The sequence below is a fragment of the Duganella alba genome (assembly GCF_009674495.1).
GTDB classification, from domain to species: Bacteria; Pseudomonadota; Gammaproteobacteria; order Burkholderiales; family Burkholderiaceae_D; genus Rugamonas; species Rugamonas alba.
This window is the reverse complement of record NZ_WKJN01000016.1, coordinates 13,113-27,683: the sequence shown is the minus strand read 5'-3', so window position 1 is coordinate 27,683 and position 14,571 is coordinate 13,113. Positions and strand designations below refer to the sequence as shown.

Sequence of the window (14,571 nt, the reverse complement as noted above, 5' to 3'; positions counted from 1 at the left end):
ATGAAACACGTAGCACGCAAACGCTTCGGCCAGAACTTCCTGCATGACCAGCACGTGCTGGGCAGCATTACCGACGCCATCGACCCGGCGCCGGGCGACGCCATGGTCGAAATCGGCCCCGGCCTGGCGGCCATGACCGACCAGCTGCTGCGCACGCTGACGCATATGCATGTGGTCGAGCTGGACCGCGACCTGGTGGCGCGGCTGGAAAAAGCCTATCCGCGCAACAAGCTGACCGTGCATTCCGGCGACGCGCTGAAGTTCGACTTCAGCACCATTCCCGTGCCGGCGGGACAGAAGCTGCGCATCGTCGGCAACCTGCCGTACAACATCTCCAGCCCGCTGCTGTTCCACCTGGCGAGTTTCGCGCCGCTGGTGCAGGACCAGCACTTCATGCTGCAAAAAGAGGTGGTGGAGCGCATGGTGGCCGAGCCGGGCAGCAAGGTCTACGGCCGCCTGTCGGTGATGCTGCAATGGCGCTACGACATGTCGCTGCTGTTCGTGGTGCCGCCGGAAGCCTTCGATCCGCCGCCGCGCGTGGATTCAGCCATCGTGCGCATGATCCCGGTCGCCAATCCGCTGCCGTGCGACGGCCCGACGCTGGAAGCGGTGGTGCAGAAGGCCTTCTCGCAGCGCCGCAAGGTGATCCGCAACTGCCTGGCCGGCATGTTCACTGAAGAGCAGATCGTTGCCGCCGGCATCAACCCGACCGACCGTCCAGAAGCGGTGGGCCTGGCCCAGTACGTCGCGCTGGCCAACCTGCTGAAGCCATAGGCGAAAAAAAAGCCCGCTAAAGCTAGCGGGCTTAAATCCAATTCCTTTGCAAGAAGTGGAGGAGACAAGTGCAGTATGCTGCGTCGCGACATATAACGCCACTTTATTTTCCGAATACCAATTATTACGGTATCGAATAACTCCCCTCCTTGCAGTACGGCGCCGCCGCAGCGGCGCCGTTGCTTCCCTTACTGGCAGGTCACCACCAGGTTGCTGACGTTGGCATCGTGCATGACGCCGGTGCCGTTGGCGATGGTGCAGGTCAGGCCGTTGGCCGGCGGCACCACGGTCACGCCGTAAGCCTGGCCGTCCGGCACCGCGCTGCTGAGCAGGAATTCGCCGCTTGGCGTCAGGCTGGTGGCGCTGGTGCCGCTGGACAGCACAGCGGTGCCGCCGGTCGAGCCGTTGATCAGGGTAACGGTACGGGCGGTGCCGTCGGCAGCCGGGGTCACGCCGGAGTACTGGCCGCCCAGGTTGTAGGTGTTCTGCGAGCAGGTGACCAGCGCCTGGATGGCGACGTTGTAGCCGGCCGAACCGGTCCCGGCCGACACCGAGCAGGTCATGTGGTCAGGCTGCTTCTGGATGGTGATGTTGTAGTCGCTGCCATAGCTGATCTGCTTGCTGAAGGCGAAGCTGGTGGCGCCCGACGGCACGGTCAGCTGTTCGCCGGCGTTGAGCAGCACCAGGCCGTTATTGTTCAGATTGCTTACCGCGCCCTGCACCACGAACTGCTGCTTGCCGCCACAACCGGCCAGGACGGCCACTGCGGCCAGCGCCGCTGCGGCGCCTACGAACGAAAATTTCATGTATTTCTCCAAAAATGAGGTGCGGGCGACTTATTTGCAGTTGACGATCAGACCCAATTGGTTCGAATCGGCTGGCATGGTGCCCGGATTCAGCGCGCTATCGACTGTGCAGGTCTGACCGGCTGGCTGGGTCAGGACACTGACGCCGTACTGGGCGTGATTGGCGACCTTGGTCGGGAAGGTGAACTTGACGTCGGCGCCGCCATTGGCCAGTACGGCGGTGGTGTCGGCGCCATTGGCCAGCACCAGGCCGGTGCCGGTCAGGCCCGTGACCGTGCCGCCCAGTATGTATGGGTTGAACTTGCAGGTGAAGCCCAGGTAGTAGACGGTATAGACGCTGGCGGTGCCGGTGTTGGCCGTGTCGGAGATCGGTGTACAGGCGGCGCCAGTCGGCGGGGTCGCTATCTGGACGTCGAATTTTTCGTCGGTCGCGAGCAGCTTGGTGAAGATGAAGCTGGTGGCGCCCGGCTCAATGGTGAGTTTCTCGCCATTGCCGTTATTGACCAGCACCATGCCCGGCAGGGTCACGCCAGGAGTTTCATTAGTGATGGTGCCGGACAGCGCCAGACTACCGTTGTTGCCGCCACAGGCGCTCAGAATGACAGCACACAGCAGGGCGATCACCGCACGCAGATACGAACTTTTCATAAACTCTTTCTCCAAAACGAATAGGGCCCGGCAGCGCGCACGGGAGGCAGCATATTACACGTGTGGGGCGTATTTTAGTGCATTTGGTAATTCCGTCCCTGCAAATGGATGTAACAGCGTGTGTCCCTGCCTACTTGACCTGGGCCACGTCGCATAGCGACCTGCGCCCGGCCAATTCGCAGCGGTTGCGGATTTTTCCTTGTAAATCATGCACTTCGATCCGCCAGCGGTCGGCGTCCAGGCGTTCCATGGTCATGAAGCCAAAACCGTCGACCCAGGAGCTGAAATGTTCGACCACGGCGCCCGGCGCCGGCGACGGGCTGGACGGCAGCGTGGCCGGCAGCGGCACGATGTCTTCCGAGGTGCCGGCGAAACCGGCGACGAACTGGCTCGGGTGGCCGCTGGCGAAGCTCAGCTGCTGCCACAGGTGGATGTGGCCGGACAGCATGGCCTGTATCGCCGGCGGGAACAGTTGCGGATTGAGCGAACCGAAACTGGCCTGCAGGCCGGCGTCGCCCGGCAGCAGCACGATGCGGCCGTCGGCCTTGCGCTCGGCGCCGATGCCCAGCAGCGGGTGGTGGCTGACGCCGATGTTGCGCGGCGCCTGCTGCGCCAGCGCGTCCAGCTTGCGGTATAAATCCTGGTACTTGGCGTAGCCGGTGTCGCCCGGTTTCAGGCCTTTCCAGGTGGTGTTGGCGGTGTCCAGCACCAGCAGCTGGGTGGACTGGCCGAGCGGCACCGCATAGGGATCGCTGTAGTTGCCGAGATCGTCATCGGCGGCGGCGTTGCAGTCGCGGCCCTTGAGCAGGGGGCGCGGATCGAGGAAGCGCCAGTAGCCCTGGCCGCCGCGCAGGCAGTTTTCGTGGTTGCCGCGTGCCATGATCCACGGCGCGGCGTCGAACAGCCTGGCGCCGGGCGCGAAGAAATCGTCGTCCCAGGCGTCCCAGCCGTAGCCCCAGGGGCTGCCGGCGCAACCGGCGTTGCCTTCGGGGCAAGCATTTTCGCGGTAGTGATAGTCGCCGACGTGGATCACCAGGTCCGGCTTCCACGCGGCGGCCTGGGCCGCGATGATGGCGAACGGATACTGGGCGATGTCGTTGCAGGCCTGGTAGCTGTTGCTGCTCTTTTGCAGCCGGCAGCCGGTGTCGCCGATGACGACGATGCGCCTGGGTTCGGCCCTGGGCAGCGGCAACGTCCGGCCCAGCACGCTGGCGCTGGTGGTGCCGGCAGGCAGCGCCGCCTCGCAGGTCAGCAGCGGGAATTCGGCCGGCCTGGAATCGGCCGGCGCCGATGGCGTACTGCGCAGCGGGATGGTTTCGGCCGGCGCGCGCAGCGTCATCGGCTGGCCGCGCTGGTCCAGTTCGATGGCGGGACAGGCCGGGGCGTCGATCAGCACCCGCGCGACGGCGGCGCCGGCTTCGCCCAGCACCACGTAGGAGGTGAAGTCGGGCGGCGGTGGCGGATTGGTGGCGGCGCAGCCAGTAAGCAACAGGAGCGGCGTCCAGCGTTTCAGGAGAGAGAGCATCCCGATAATTTACCATGGCCGTACAATAGGCTTTGTTTGCCAACCTTTGTGATCGATCATGACGCCACGCCGCCCGCTTGCCCTGTTGTTTGACCTGGACGATACCCTGTGGCCGATCGGCCCGGTGATACTGGCCGCCGAAGTGAGCTGGCACGCCTGGCTGGCCGAGCACGCGCCGCGCGTGGCCGAGGCCTTCAGCGTGGCCGAGCTGCGCGTGCGCCGCATGGCGCTGCTGGAGCGCCGGCCGGAGCTGGTGGCCGACCTGTACCAGCTGCGGCGCGAGGCGCTGGCCGAGGTGTTTGCCGAAACCGGCGAAGATCCGGCCCATATCGAAGGCTCGATGCGGCACTTCGCCGTGCAGCGCAACCTGGTCACGCCGTACGACGACGTGTTGCCGGTGCTGCCGCTGCTGCAGGGCATGCTGCGGCTGGGCGTGATCACCAACGGCAATGCCGATCTTGAAGTCATCGGCATGGACCACCATTTCGAGTATGCGCTGTCGTCGTCGCAATTCGGCAGCGCCAAGCCGGACCCGGCCATTTTCCACAGCGCCTGCGCGGCGATGGGCGTGGCGCCGCAGGACGCGGTCTACGTCGGCGACGACCTGCGGCTCGACGTGCAGGGCGCCCAGGCCGCCGGCCTGCGCGCGGTCTGGATGAACCGCCACGGCAGCACCGCCCATCTGGCGGCCGGCGTCACGCCGGACGCCATTTGCGCGACTTTTGATGAACTACTGACCTGGATACGTGGGCAGATGCAGCATTGAAGTGCATAATAGATAGAACATTTTCACCGGCAAACACTGATATTTAGCATGCAACTCGACAACCGCGCACAAACCCTGCTCAAAGCCCTGGTGGAACGCTATATCGCGGACGGCCAGCCGGTAGGCTCGCGCGCGCTTTCCAAGATCTCCGGCCTGGAGCTGTCGCCGGCCACCATCCGCAACATCATGGCGGACCTGGAGGAGCTGGGCTACGTGGCCAGCCCGCACACCTCGGCCGGCCGGGTGCCGACGCCGCGCGGCTACCGCATCTTTGTCGACACGCTGCTGACGGTGCAGCACATGGACGAGCACGCGATGGACGCGCGCATGCGCCTGCAGGCGCCGCAGCCGCAGAAGATGATTTCGAATGCGGCGCAGATGCTGTCGTCGCTGTCGCAGTTTGCCGGCGTGGTGCTCAGTCCGCGCCGCGAGTCGGTGTTCCAGCAGATCGAATTCCTGCGCCTGGGCGAAAAGCGCATCCTGCTGGTGATCGTGGCGCCCAACGGCGACGTGCAGAACCGTCTGCTGTTGACCGATGTGGACTACAGCCCGGCGCAACTGGTGCAGTCGGCCAACTACATCAACCAGAATTACGGCGGCCTGGCCTTCGACGAAGTCCACACGCGCCTGCAAAGCGAACTGCGCCAGCTGCGCGACGACATGGGCCGCCTGATGCAGGTGGCGGTCGAAGCGGGCAGCGAGGCGATGAACGACGATACCGGCAATATGGTGATTTCCGGCGAGCGCAACCTGCTGTCGGTCAGCGACCTGTCGTCCAACATGACGTCGCTGCGGCAGATGTTCGACATGTTCGAGCAGAAGACCGGGCTGATGCAGCTGCTCGACGTGTCGGCCAAGGCCAGCGGCGTGCAGATCTACATTGGCGGGGAATCGAGCCTGGTGCCGATGGACGAAATGAGCGTGGTCACCGCGCCGTACACGGCCAACGGCAAGATCGTCGGCACGCTGGGCGTGATCGGCCCGACGCGGATGGCCTACGAACGGGTGATCCCGATCGTCGACATCACGGCCAAGCTGCTATCGAACGCCCTCAGCCACAATTAAACCGGGGATTTTAAGGGCGGTGCGGGCAGACTGCCTTGGTGCAGTTGCCGTAGATGGCCAGCGCGTGCTCGGCGATCTTGAAGCCGCGCTCCTTGGCGATGGCGTGCTGGCGGTCTTCGATGGCTTCGTCGTAAAACTCTTCCACGTGACCGCAGTCCAGGCACACCAGGTGGTCGTGGTGCGAACCGGCGTTCAGCTCGAAGATGGCCTTGCCGCTCTCGAAGTGGTTGCGGTTCAGCAGGCCGGCCTGTTCAAACTGGGTCAGCACGCGGTAGACGGTGGCCAGGCCCACATCCATATTGTCGGCCAGCAGGATCTTGTAGACATCCTCGGCGGTCAGGTGGCGCACTTCGCTGTTCTGGAAAATATCCAGGATTTTGATGCGTGGCAGCGTGGCTTTGAGGCCGCTGGCCTTCAGATCGGCAGGATTGTTACCCATGGTCGTGACTCTTAATGTGGTTGGCGATAGCTAGGCGCTAGTTTAACGCACTCCGGGGCCGTCCGGAATTTTGCATTTACAAAGATTTGCACTTGTTTTGGCGGATAATGCCCCATCCCGCAGCGAGTGCTTTATGATATAGCGTTTTTCGGCACTTACGCTCGACCAGATTGAGGACATTTATGCGCGTCACCCAGGCTTTTTCGCAGTCTTTGTTGCACCGTTTCACTCCTATCGCCACCGCGGCATGCGTGGCGCTGGCGCTGGGCGGCTGCGCGACCAAAACCACCCTGGGCGAGAAATCCACCGAGGTTCAAGACGCCGCACCAACGCTGGACGCCAGCAAGGGCGCGCAAACCACCACTATTACCAAGCTGCAACGTTTCATGTGGTTCCTGTCGCCGTACCGTCCGGACATCCAGCAGGGTAACTTCGTTTCCGAAGAAATGTTGTCTCAACTGAAAGTCGGCATGACGCAGGACCAGGTCCGCTTCATCTTCGGCACCGCGCTGCTGACCGACCCGTTCCACGGCAACCGCTGGGACTACGCCTTCCGCCTGGCGCGCGGCAACGGCGAAATCACCACCAGCCGCGTGATCGTGTTCTTCGACAAGGACAACAAGGTCGAGCGCTGGGAAGGCGGCAACCTGCCGACCGAGAAAGAATACATCGCCCGTATCGCCGGCCCGGCGCGCAGCGCCAAGAAGGAAGCGGCGGACGAGGCCGTGCTGGCCAAGCCGGCGCCCACCGCGCCGCTGCCATCGGGCACCGACAATCCGGCCGCCGCCTCGCCGGTGGGCGTGACGATCAGCAACGACAAGAAATAACAGGGATTCCAGCATGACCGTAATGAACATCGCCATCGCCGGCGCCGGCGGCCGCATGGGCCGCATCCTGATCGAAGCCGTGCAGAACGCCGACGACGCCCGCCTGTCGGGCGCGCTGGACCGCGCCGGTTCCGAGCAGGCCGACGCCGCCGCCTTCCTCGGCAAGCCGGCCGGCGTGGCCGTGGCATCGGAATTCGGCAAAGGCCTGGCCGGCGCGCAGTTCCTGATCGACTTCACCCGTCCGGAAGCGACGCTGGAACACCTGAAATACTGCGCCGAGCACGGCATCAAGCTGGTGATCGGCACCACTGGTTTCGACGAGGCCGGCAAAGCCGCCATCGCCGAGGCGGCCAGGAAAACCGCCATCGTGTTCTCGCCCAACTTCAGCGTTGGCGTCAACGTCACGATGAAGCTGCTGGAGCAGGCCGCCAAGGCGCTGTCCACCGGCTACGACATCGAAATCGTCGAAGCCCACCACCGTTTCAAGGTCGATGCGCCGTCCGGCACCGCGCTGAAAATGGGCGAAGTCATCGCCGATGCGCTGGGCCGCGACCTGAACGAATGCGCCGTCTACGCGCGCGAAGGCGTGACCGGCGAGCGCGATCCGTCGTCGATCGGCTTCGCCACCATCCGTGGCGGCGACATCGTCGGCGACCACACCGTGCTGTTTGCCGGCATCGGCGAGCGCATCGAGATCAGCCACAAATCCAGCAGCCGCGTCACCTACGCGCACGGCGCGCTGCGCGCCTGCCGCTACCTGGCCGACAAGCCGACCGGCCTGTTCGACATGTACGACGTGCTGGGCCTGAAAGACCAATGAATCCGGGCGCCAGCCAATTCACCCTGGCCCGTTTCTGGGAACAGGGCGACGCCATCAGCCACGCGGTAGCGTTCGTGTTGCTGGCGATGTCGCTGGTCAGCTGGTTCTTCATCCTGGCCAAGGCGTATGCGGCGTACCGTGTGCGCCGCAGCGCGCCGGCGCTGCAAAGCTTCTGGGACGCGCCGACCATGCAGGATGGCGTGGCCGCGCTGACGCTGGCCGATCCCGAAAAGATTTTCCTGCCGCTGGCCGAACAGGGCGCGACGCAGCTGCGCGCGGCCGAGCGGCCGTCGCTGGGCGGCGAAATGGACCGCGCGGCGCAAGTCACGCGCGTGCTGCGCGCGGCGATCCAGCGTTCCACCAACCGCCTTGAGGGCGGCCTGACCATGCTGGCCTCCATCGGCGCCACCGCGCCGTTCGTCGGCCTGCTGGGCACCGTGTGGGGCATTTATCACGCGCTGGCCAATGTGTCGTCGCACGGCACGGTGCAGATCGACAAAGTGGCCGGCCCGGTGGGCGAGGCGCTGGTGATGACCGCCATCGGCCTGACCGTGGCGATTCCCGCCGTGCTGGCGTACAACGGCTTCAACCGCGTCAACCGTCTGACGCTGGCCGAGCTGGACGCGTTTGCGCACGACCTGCACGCCTATCTGACCAGGAAGTAGGCCATGGCCTTCGGCTCCTTCAACCACCACCGCAATCCCGGCCCGATGGCCGACATCAACGTCACGCCGATGGTGGACGTGATGCTGGTGCTGCTGGTGATTTTCATCCTGGCCGCGCCGATGTTCACCGGCTCGGTGCAGCTGGAGCTGCCGAAGGCGCAGGCCGCCGCCACGCCATCGACGCCGGCCGCCACGGTCACGCTGTCGATCGACGGCAAGGGACGGATATTCTGGAATAACGATCCGGTCGGACAGGAGGCGCTGCAGGCGCGCCTGGTCGACGCGGCCAAATTGGAGCCGCAACCGGAACTGCAACTGCGCGCCGACAAGGACACCCGCTACGAAATCGTGGCGCAGGTGATGGCCGCCGCGCAGAGCAATGGATTAACGAAATTGGGCTTCGTCACCGATCCCAAGGAGAAAAAATAATGGCAACCGCAGAACTGAATGGCGCAGCCATCAAGGATTTCGCCGGCTTTCACTCGGAGTGCAAGGCGGTGCTGGGCTTTCCCGACAGTTACGGCAATACCATGGACGCCTGGGTCGATTGCCTGAGTTACCTGCGCGATGAAGACGGCATGAGCAAGTTCCGCCTGAAGCCGAACGAAGTGCTGGAAATCGTCATCAAGGACACGGCGGCCATGCAGCCCGACATCCTGGAAGAAATGACGTACTGCGTGGCCGGCATCAACGAGCGCTACGAAGACTACGGCGAGAAGCCGGCCCTGAAACTTACGCTGCGCTAGAAGGTTCCACGCCGGCCGGCACGGCGTTCGGGATCTGCGCCTTGGCGCCGGTTTCGCCGGGCGCCAGCGTCAGCACCTCGAAGCCGGTCTCGGTCACGTGCACCATGTGCTCCCACTGCGCCGACAGCGATTTGTCGCGCGTCTCGACGGTCCAGCCGTCGCTCAATTCCTTCGTTGCCGCCTTGCCGGCGTTGATCATCGGTTCGATGGTGAACAGCATGCCCGGTTTCAGCACCATGCCCTGGCCCGGACGGCCGTAGTGGGTCACCTGCGGATCTTCGTGGTAGACCATGCCGATGCCATGGCCGCAGTAGTCCAGCACCACGCTGTAGCCGGCTTTCTCGGCCACGGTCTGGATCGCGAAGCCCACATCGCCCAGCGTCGCCTTCGGCTTCACCGCGCGGATGCCGGCCCACATCGCCGCGTAGGTGGTCTCCACCAGCTTGCGGGTCGGCTTCGACGGCTCGCCGACGTAGTACATGCGGCTGGTGTCGCCGTGCCAGCCGTCCTTGATGACGGCGACGTCGATGTTGATGATGTCGCCGTTTTTCAGCACCTGCTCGGCTGACGGAATGCCGTGGCACACCACGTGGTTGACCGAGCTGCACACGGTGGCCGGGAAGCCGCCGTAGCCGACGTTGGCCGGAATCGCCTGCTGCACGTTGACGATGTAGTCGTTGCACAGCTGGTCGAGGTAAGCCGTGGTCACGCCTGGTTTGACGTGTGGAGCGATCATGGTCAGCACATCGGCCGCCAGCTGGGCGGCGACGCGGGCCTGAACCATTTGCTCGGGCGTTTTAATCAGATTGGCGTTACGGCGGGACATGGCGCTACCTCTTTATTTTGCAGAGGCAGTAGTGTGCCACATTCGTTAGCGCACCGCAGCCAAATCGAAGTGGGGGTTGTAGATCAGCCCCAGGATATTGCCGAACGGGTCGGCCAGTTCCACCGTCCGGATGCTCTCGCCGACGTCCTGGATGGCGCCATGCACCGTCGCGCCCAGCGAGGTGATGCGCGTGACTTCCGCTTCGATATCCTCCACGCCCCAGTAGACCGTGCTGCCGGCGGTGCCCGACGTGCCGTCCGGGATCAGGCCCAGCTCGAAGCCGCCGATGTTGAAGCCGACGTAGAACGGCTGGTCGAAGTAAGGCTGGGCGCCGAATACCGTGCTGTACCAGTCCTTGGCGGCGGCCAGGTCGGCGACCGGGTAGGCCACCGTGCGCAGTCCCTTGATCATGATGTTGTCTCCGTAAAGTTGGGTAAAACATCATCTTGGCATATCACGGTGCGGGTCGATTGGAAAAATGGAATCGTTCGGGCGCGCTGCCGGCGAATTCCTGGAAATCGTGGATCAGGTGGGATTGGTCGAAGTAGCCGCAGGCCAGTGCGAGTTCGGCCCAATCCGGCGCGGGCGTGGCCTTGAGCGTGGCCGCGGCCCGGCGGAAGCGGCAGATCCGCGCGTACAGCTTGGGCGACAGGCCGACGTGGTCGCGGAATTGGGCCGCCAGGTGCTGGCGCGATACGCGCAGCTGGGCGGCCAGGTCTTCGATGCGCAGATCGCCGGCGCTGTGATTGAGCGCCCGCAAGGCGCGCTGCACCAGCGGCGTGCCGCCGCCGCGCAGGCGCCGCAGCAGTTCCTGTTCGATGAGTGCGAGGCGGGCGCGTTCCGGCGCCTCGCTGGTCCACAGCGCATCGGCCAGCCGGTCGGCGTCGCTGCGGCCCCATAGCAGGTCGATATCCGCGCGCTGATCGGTAAGGATGTTCAGCGGCGTGGCGAGGAGCAGGCCGGCCATGCCGGGTTTGAAACGCACGGCGAGTGTTTGCAGCGGCTGCTCGCTGGCGACCAGGATCGACGAAGACATCATGCCGACAGCAAAGCCGGGCTGCTTGCCATCCTGCCAAAGAATATCCACGCAATTATCCGGCAGCACGCGATGGGCGGCCCCGCCCCCGGGCGCCCGAGCCGCCCAAACGCAGTCCACATGCGCCGCCAGGGCAGGGTGGGGTGGATATTCGCGATAAAACATGACACAAATTATACGTTTGTCCAACCCCGCAGGGCCACAAAGGGGTCTGACCCCGACGGCGACTCACCGGTTGAGGGGTAAAGCATGCAATCGCATATTTTATAGAATCCGCCAGCCGCCACCCCGTCGCTACCGCGTACAACCCCCGGCCTCAAGGTATAATGCCCGGTTCATATTCACTTTTGGCCGTCATCGATCATGCAAGATAAATATAGTCCCGCCGACGTAGAAAAAGCCGCGCAATCCCACTGGAAGGCCATCGACGCCTACAAAGCCGTCGAGCACGACCCGCGCTTCCCGAAAGGTAAGTACTACGCCTGCTCCATGTTGCCTTACCCATCGGGCAAGCTGCACATGGGCCACGTCCGCAACTATACGATCAACGACGTGATGTACCGCTATCTGCGCATGAACGGCTACAACGTGCTGATGCCGATGGGCTGGGACGCCTTCGGCATGCCTGCCGAGAACGCGGCCATGGCCAACAACGTGCCGCCGGCGCAATGGACCTACTCGAACATCGCCCACATGCGCTCGCAGATGGAGCTCATGGGCCTGGCCATCGACTGGTCGCGCGAAATGACCGCGTGCAAACCGGAATACTACAAGTGGAACCAGTGGATGTTCCTGAAGATGCTGGAAAAAGGCATCATCTACAAAAAGACCGGCACCGTGAACTGGGACCCGATCGATCAGACCGTGCTGGCCAACGAACAGGTCATCGACGGCAAGGGCTGGCGCTCGGGCGCGGTCATCGAGAAGCGCGAGATCCCGATGTACTACGCGCGCATCACCGACTACGCCGACGAGCTGCTGGGCTATGTCGACGACAAGCTGCCAGGCTGGCCTGAGCGCGTGCGCATCATGCAGTCGAACTGGATCGGCAAATCGACCGGCGTGCGCTTCGCCTTCCCGCACCAGATCAAGGATGCCGATGGCGCCCTGATCGGCGACGGCAAGATGTACGTCTTCACCACCCGTCCGGACACCGTGATGGGCGTGACCTTCTGCGCCGTGGCGGCGGAACACCCGCTGGCCGTGCTGGCCGCGCAGACCAATCCGGAACTGGCCGCCTTCAACGCCGAATGCAAGCTGGGCTCCGTGATCGAAGCCGACATGGCGACCATGGAGAAGAAGGGCATGCCGACCGGCCTGTTCGTCACCCATCCGATCACCGGCGACCAGGTCGAAGTCTGGGTCGGCAACTACGTGCTGATGACCTACGGCGACGGCGCCGTCATGGGCGTGCCGGCGCACGACGAACGCGATTTCGCCTTCGCCAAAAAATACAATCTGCCGCTCAAGCAGGTGATCCGTGCCGAAGGCCAGGAATTCTCCACCGACGCCTGGCAGGAATGGTATGGCGACAAAGAGATTTCGATCGTCACCAACTCCGGCAAGTACGACGGCCTGCGCTACGCCGAAGCGGTGGACGCGGTTGCCGCCGACATGGCCGCCAAGGGCCTGGGCGAGAAGAAGATCACCTTCCGCCTGCGCGACTGGGGTATCTCGCGCCAGCGCTACTGGGGCACGCCGATCCCGATGATCAACTGCGCCGATTGCGGTTCGGTGCCGGTGCCGGAAAAAGATCTGCCGGTGGTGTTGCCGGAAGACTGCGTACCGGACGGCAGCGGCAACCCGCTGAACAAGTACGAAGCCTTCCTCAAGTGCGACTGCCCGCAGTGCGGCAAGCCTGCGCGCCGCGAAACCGACACCATGGATACCTTCGTCGATTCGTCGTGGTACTACATGCGCTATACCTCGCCGGGCTCGAACGACGCCATGGTCGACGCCCGCAACGATTACTGGATGCCGATGGACCAGTACATCGGCGGTATCGAACACGCCGTGTTGCACCTGCTGTACGCGCGCTTCTGGACCAAGGTGATGCGCGACTTCGGCCTGGTGAAGTTCGACGAGCCGTTCACCAACCTGCTGACCCAGGGCATGGTGCTGAACGAGACCTACTACCGTGAAGAAGACTCCGGCAAGAAGATCTGGTTCAACCCGGCCGACGTCGACCTGTCGCTGGACGACAAGGGCCGCCCGCAAGGCGCGATCCTCAAGGAAGACGGCCAGCCGGTGCAGATCGGCGGCACCGAGAAGATGTCGAAGTCGAAGAACAACGGCATCGACCCGCAAGCGCAGATCGAACAATACGGCGCCGATACCGCGCGCCTGTTCACCATGTTCGCCTCGCCGCCGGAACAGACGCTGGAATGGTCGGGCAGCGGCGTCGAAGGCGCCAACCGCTTCCTGCGCCGCGTGTGGGCCTTCGGCTATGCGCAGCGTGAAGCCATCGCCGCCGCCGGCGCGCCGCTGGTCGCTAGCGCCACCTCCGACGCCGGCAAGACGCTGCGCCGCGAAGTGCACAAGGTGCTGCAGCAGGCCGACTACGACGTCAAGCGCATCCAGTACAACACCGTGGTCTCGGCCTGCATGAAGATGCTCAACACGCTGGAATCGGCCAAGGACGTGGAAGCGGCCGTGCTGTCGGAAGGCTACGCGATCTTCCTGCGCCTCTTGAACCCGGTGGCGCCGCACATCACCCACGTGCTGTGGAAAGAGCTGGGCTATGCCGGCGACATCCTCGACGCGCAATGGCCGCAAGTTGATCCAGCCGCCTTGGAACAATCGGAAATCGAGATGATGATTCAGGTGAACGGCAAACTGCGCGGCAGCGTGGTGGTGGCCAAGGGCGCCGACAAGGCCGCCATCGAAGCCGCCGCACTGGCCAACGAAGCGGTGCAGAAGTTCATCGAAGGCACGCCGAAGAAGGTCATCGTGGTGCCGGGCAAGCTGGTTAACATCGTGGTTTAAGCGGATCGAATATGGCGACTACTCTGAAGTTTTTCCGTCGCGGCGCGCTGTATGCCGCCGTGCTGGCCACCGCGCTGACGGTGTCGGCGTGCGGCTTCCACCTGCGCGGCGACGGCGGCCATTACACGCTGCCGTTCCCGACGATCTACGTGGGGCTGCCGGAGACGTCGCCATTGGCGATTGATTTGAAGCGCAACATCCGCGCCAACGGCGGCACCGCCGTGGTCAGCGACGCCAAGCAGGCCGATGGCGTGATCGAAGTCCTGACCAATCCGGAAAAGACCAAGACCAAGACCATTCTGTCGCTGAACAACAATGGCCGCGTGCGTCAGTACCTGCTGACGTATAACATCGTGTTCCGCGTCCTCGACAAGCAGGGCCAGGAACTGCTGGGGCCAACGCAGATCACGCTGACCCGCCCGATCGACTTTAACGAAACCCAGCTGCTGGCGAAAGAGCAGGAAGAGGCGCTGCTGTACAAGGACATGCAAACCGACCTGGTACAGCAGATGATGCGCCGCATCGCCGCCGTCAAGACGGCCGGCGTGTCGCTGTCGCCGCCTGGCCCGGCGCCGACCGGCGCGCAGCCATCGGGCCAGCCGTCGACGATACCGCCGGCCGTGCCGATTCAGTAAAGGCGCCG

General features: G+C 64.0%; 17 protein-coding genes. 10 read left to right on the top strand and 7 right to left on the bottom strand.

What is annotated here, in order from left to right; all coding sequences use genetic code 11:
- Positions 1–774 (top strand): 16S rRNA (adenine(1518)-N(6)/adenine(1519)-N(6))-dimethyltransferase RsmA, encoded by a 774-nt coding sequence (gene rsmA, locus GJ695_RS16740; protein WP_154366658.1) that lies wholly within the window; start codon positions 1–3, stop codon positions 772–774.
- A 188-nt stretch (positions 775–962) separates the two neighbouring features.
- Here rsmA and GJ695_RS16735 read toward each other — a convergent pair whose 3' ends face one another.
- The 3 genes from GJ695_RS16735 to GJ695_RS16725 form a co-directional block, all read right to left on the bottom strand.
- On the bottom strand, positions 963–1,580 hold the full coding sequence (locus GJ695_RS16735) for a hypothetical protein (protein WP_154366656.1): 618 nt from the start codon (positions 1,578–1,580) through the stop codon (positions 963–965).
- A gap of 30 nt (positions 1,581–1,610) precedes the next feature.
- Entirely contained in the window at positions 1,611–2,228 is a 618-nt protein-coding gene (locus GJ695_RS16730; protein ID WP_154366654.1) for a hypothetical protein, read from the bottom strand.
- 130 nt (positions 2,229–2,358) lie between these two features.
- On the bottom strand, positions 2,359–3,753 hold the full coding sequence (locus tag GJ695_RS16725; protein ID WP_154366652.1) for a metallophosphoesterase family protein: 1,395 nt from the start codon (positions 3,751–3,753) through the stop codon (positions 2,359–2,361).
- 58 nt (positions 3,754–3,811) lie between these two features.
- Here GJ695_RS16725 and GJ695_RS16720 point away from each other — a divergent pair, with 58 nt between their 5' ends.
- Complete coding sequence (locus tag GJ695_RS16720) at positions 3,812–4,519, top strand: HAD family hydrolase (RefSeq protein WP_154366650.1); 708 nt, start codon at positions 3,812–3,814, stop codon at positions 4,517–4,519.
- Between the two features lie 48 nt (positions 4,520–4,567).
- Entirely contained in the window at positions 4,568–5,584 is a 1,017-nt protein-coding gene (hrcA, locus tag GJ695_RS16715; protein ID WP_154366648.1) for a heat-inducible transcriptional repressor HrcA, read from the top strand.
- A 10-nt stretch (positions 5,585–5,594) separates the two neighbouring features.
- Here hrcA and fur read toward each other — a convergent pair whose 3' ends face one another.
- Positions 5,595–6,023, bottom strand: a complete 429-nt coding sequence (gene fur, locus GJ695_RS16710) for a ferric iron uptake transcriptional regulator (protein ID WP_154361417.1) — start codon at positions 6,021–6,023, stop codon at positions 5,595–5,597.
- 182 nt (positions 6,024–6,205) lie between these two features.
- On the opposite strand from fur, the gene GJ695_RS16705 reads away from it, so the two are divergent.
- From GJ695_RS16705 to GJ695_RS16685, 5 genes are read left to right on the top strand one after another with little or no spacing between them, the layout of a single operon-like run.
- Positions 6,206–6,850 (top strand): outer membrane protein assembly factor BamE, encoded by a 645-nt coding sequence (locus tag GJ695_RS16705; RefSeq protein WP_154366646.1) that lies wholly within the window; start codon positions 6,206–6,208, stop codon positions 6,848–6,850.
- Positions 6,851–6,863: 13 nt separating this feature from the next.
- The gene (dapB, locus tag GJ695_RS16700) at positions 6,864–7,670 is read left to right on the top strand and encodes a 4-hydroxy-tetrahydrodipicolinate reductase (protein WP_154366644.1); all 807 of its coding nucleotides are present in this window, start codon (positions 6,864–6,866) and stop codon (positions 7,668–7,670) included.
- The gene (locus GJ695_RS16695; protein WP_154366642.1) at positions 7,667–8,335 is read left to right on the top strand and encodes a MotA/TolQ/ExbB proton channel family protein; all 669 of its coding nucleotides are present in this window, start codon (positions 7,667–7,669) and stop codon (positions 8,333–8,335) included. The genes dapB and GJ695_RS16695 overlap by 4 nt, the downstream gene beginning before the upstream one ends.
- Before the next feature lie 3 nt (positions 8,336–8,338).
- Positions 8,339–8,764 (top strand): ExbD/TolR family protein, encoded by a 426-nt coding sequence (locus GJ695_RS16690; protein ID WP_154366640.1) that lies wholly within the window; start codon positions 8,339–8,341, stop codon positions 8,762–8,764.
- Complete coding sequence (locus GJ695_RS16685) at positions 8,764–9,081, top strand: barstar family protein (RefSeq protein WP_154366638.1); 318 nt, start codon at positions 8,764–8,766, stop codon at positions 9,079–9,081. Before GJ695_RS16690 ends, GJ695_RS16685 begins: the two co-directional genes overlap by 1 nt.
- Here GJ695_RS16685 and map read toward each other — a convergent pair.
- The 3 genes from map to GJ695_RS16670 are packed head-to-tail and all read right to left on the bottom strand — an operon-like array spanning position 9,068 to position 11,108.
- Positions 9,068–9,907, bottom strand: coding sequence for a type I methionyl aminopeptidase (map, locus tag GJ695_RS16680; RefSeq protein WP_154361411.1), 840 nt, complete (start codon positions 9,905–9,907; stop codon positions 9,068–9,070). The genes GJ695_RS16685 and map overlap by 14 nt on opposite strands.
- Positions 9,908–9,952: 45 nt before the next feature.
- Complete coding sequence (locus GJ695_RS16675) at positions 9,953–10,318, bottom strand: VOC family protein (RefSeq protein WP_154366636.1); 366 nt, start codon at positions 10,316–10,318, stop codon at positions 9,953–9,955.
- Positions 10,319–10,361: 43 nt separating this feature from the next.
- Complete coding sequence (locus GJ695_RS16670; RefSeq protein ID WP_154366634.1) at positions 10,362–11,108, bottom strand: helix-turn-helix transcriptional regulator; 747 nt, start codon at positions 11,106–11,108, stop codon at positions 10,362–10,364.
- 198 nt (positions 11,109–11,306) lie between these two features.
- Between GJ695_RS16670 and leuS the strand changes: the two genes are divergently transcribed.
- Together leuS and GJ695_RS16660 are read left to right on the top strand one after the other, a co-directional pair.
- Positions 11,307–13,928, top strand: coding sequence for a leucine--tRNA ligase (gene leuS / locus GJ695_RS16665; RefSeq protein WP_154366632.1), 2,622 nt, complete (start codon positions 11,307–11,309; stop codon positions 13,926–13,928).
- Positions 13,929–13,939: 11 nt separating this feature from the next.
- Positions 13,940–14,563: an LPS-assembly lipoprotein LptE gene (locus GJ695_RS16660; protein ID WP_154366630.1), complete on the top strand. Its 624-nt coding sequence runs from the start codon at positions 13,940–13,942 to the stop codon at positions 14,561–14,563.
- Positions 14,564–14,571 lie beyond the last annotated feature (8 nt).

What these genes read in the sequence shown, in the direction of transcription:
- rsmA (WP_154366658.1), top strand. Translation starts at nt 1, where the DNA reads ATGAAACACGTAGCACGCAAACGCTTCGGCCAGAACTTCCTGCATGAC.
- GJ695_RS16735 (WP_154366656.1), bottom strand. Translation starts at nt 1,580, where the DNA reads ATGAAATTTTCGTTCGTAGGCGCCGCAGCGGCGCTGGCCGCAGTGGCC.
- GJ695_RS16730 (WP_154366654.1), bottom strand. Translation starts at nt 2,228, where the DNA reads ATGAAAAGTTCGTATCTGCGTGCGGTGATCGCCCTGCTGTGTGCTGTC.
- GJ695_RS16725 (WP_154366652.1), bottom strand. Translation starts at nt 3,753, where the DNA reads ATGCTCTCTCTCCTGAAACGCTGGACGCCGCTCCTGTTGCTTACTGGC.
- GJ695_RS16720 (WP_154366650.1), top strand. Translation starts at nt 3,812, where the DNA reads ATGACGCCACGCCGCCCGCTTGCCCTGTTGTTTGACCTGGACGATACC.
- hrcA (WP_154366648.1), top strand. Translation starts at nt 4,568, where the DNA reads ATGCAACTCGACAACCGCGCACAAACCCTGCTCAAAGCCCTGGTGGAA.
- fur (WP_154361417.1), bottom strand. Translation starts at nt 6,023, where the DNA reads ATGGGTAACAATCCTGCCGATCTGAAGGCCAGCGGCCTCAAAGCCACG.
- GJ695_RS16705 (WP_154366646.1), top strand. Translation starts at nt 6,206, where the DNA reads ATGCGCGTCACCCAGGCTTTTTCGCAGTCTTTGTTGCACCGTTTCACT.
- dapB (WP_154366644.1), top strand. Translation starts at nt 6,864, where the DNA reads ATGACCGTAATGAACATCGCCATCGCCGGCGCCGGCGGCCGCATGGGC.
- GJ695_RS16695 (WP_154366642.1), top strand. Translation starts at nt 7,667, where the DNA reads ATGAATCCGGGCGCCAGCCAATTCACCCTGGCCCGTTTCTGGGAACAG.
- GJ695_RS16690 (WP_154366640.1), top strand. Translation starts at nt 8,339, where the DNA reads ATGGCCTTCGGCTCCTTCAACCACCACCGCAATCCCGGCCCGATGGCC.
- GJ695_RS16685 (WP_154366638.1), top strand. Translation starts at nt 8,764, where the DNA reads ATGGCAACCGCAGAACTGAATGGCGCAGCCATCAAGGATTTCGCCGGC.
- map (WP_154361411.1), bottom strand. Translation starts at nt 9,907, where the DNA reads ATGTCCCGCCGTAACGCCAATCTGATTAAAACGCCCGAGCAAATGGTT.
- GJ695_RS16675 (WP_154366636.1), bottom strand. Translation starts at nt 10,318, where the DNA reads ATGATCAAGGGACTGCGCACGGTGGCCTACCCGGTCGCCGACCTGGCC.
- GJ695_RS16670 (WP_154366634.1), bottom strand. Translation starts at nt 11,108, where the DNA reads ATGTTTTATCGCGAATATCCACCCCACCCTGCCCTGGCGGCGCATGTG.
- leuS (WP_154366632.1), top strand. Translation starts at nt 11,307, where the DNA reads ATGCAAGATAAATATAGTCCCGCCGACGTAGAAAAAGCCGCGCAATCC.
- GJ695_RS16660 (WP_154366630.1), top strand. Translation starts at nt 13,940, where the DNA reads ATGGCGACTACTCTGAAGTTTTTCCGTCGCGGCGCGCTGTATGCCGCC.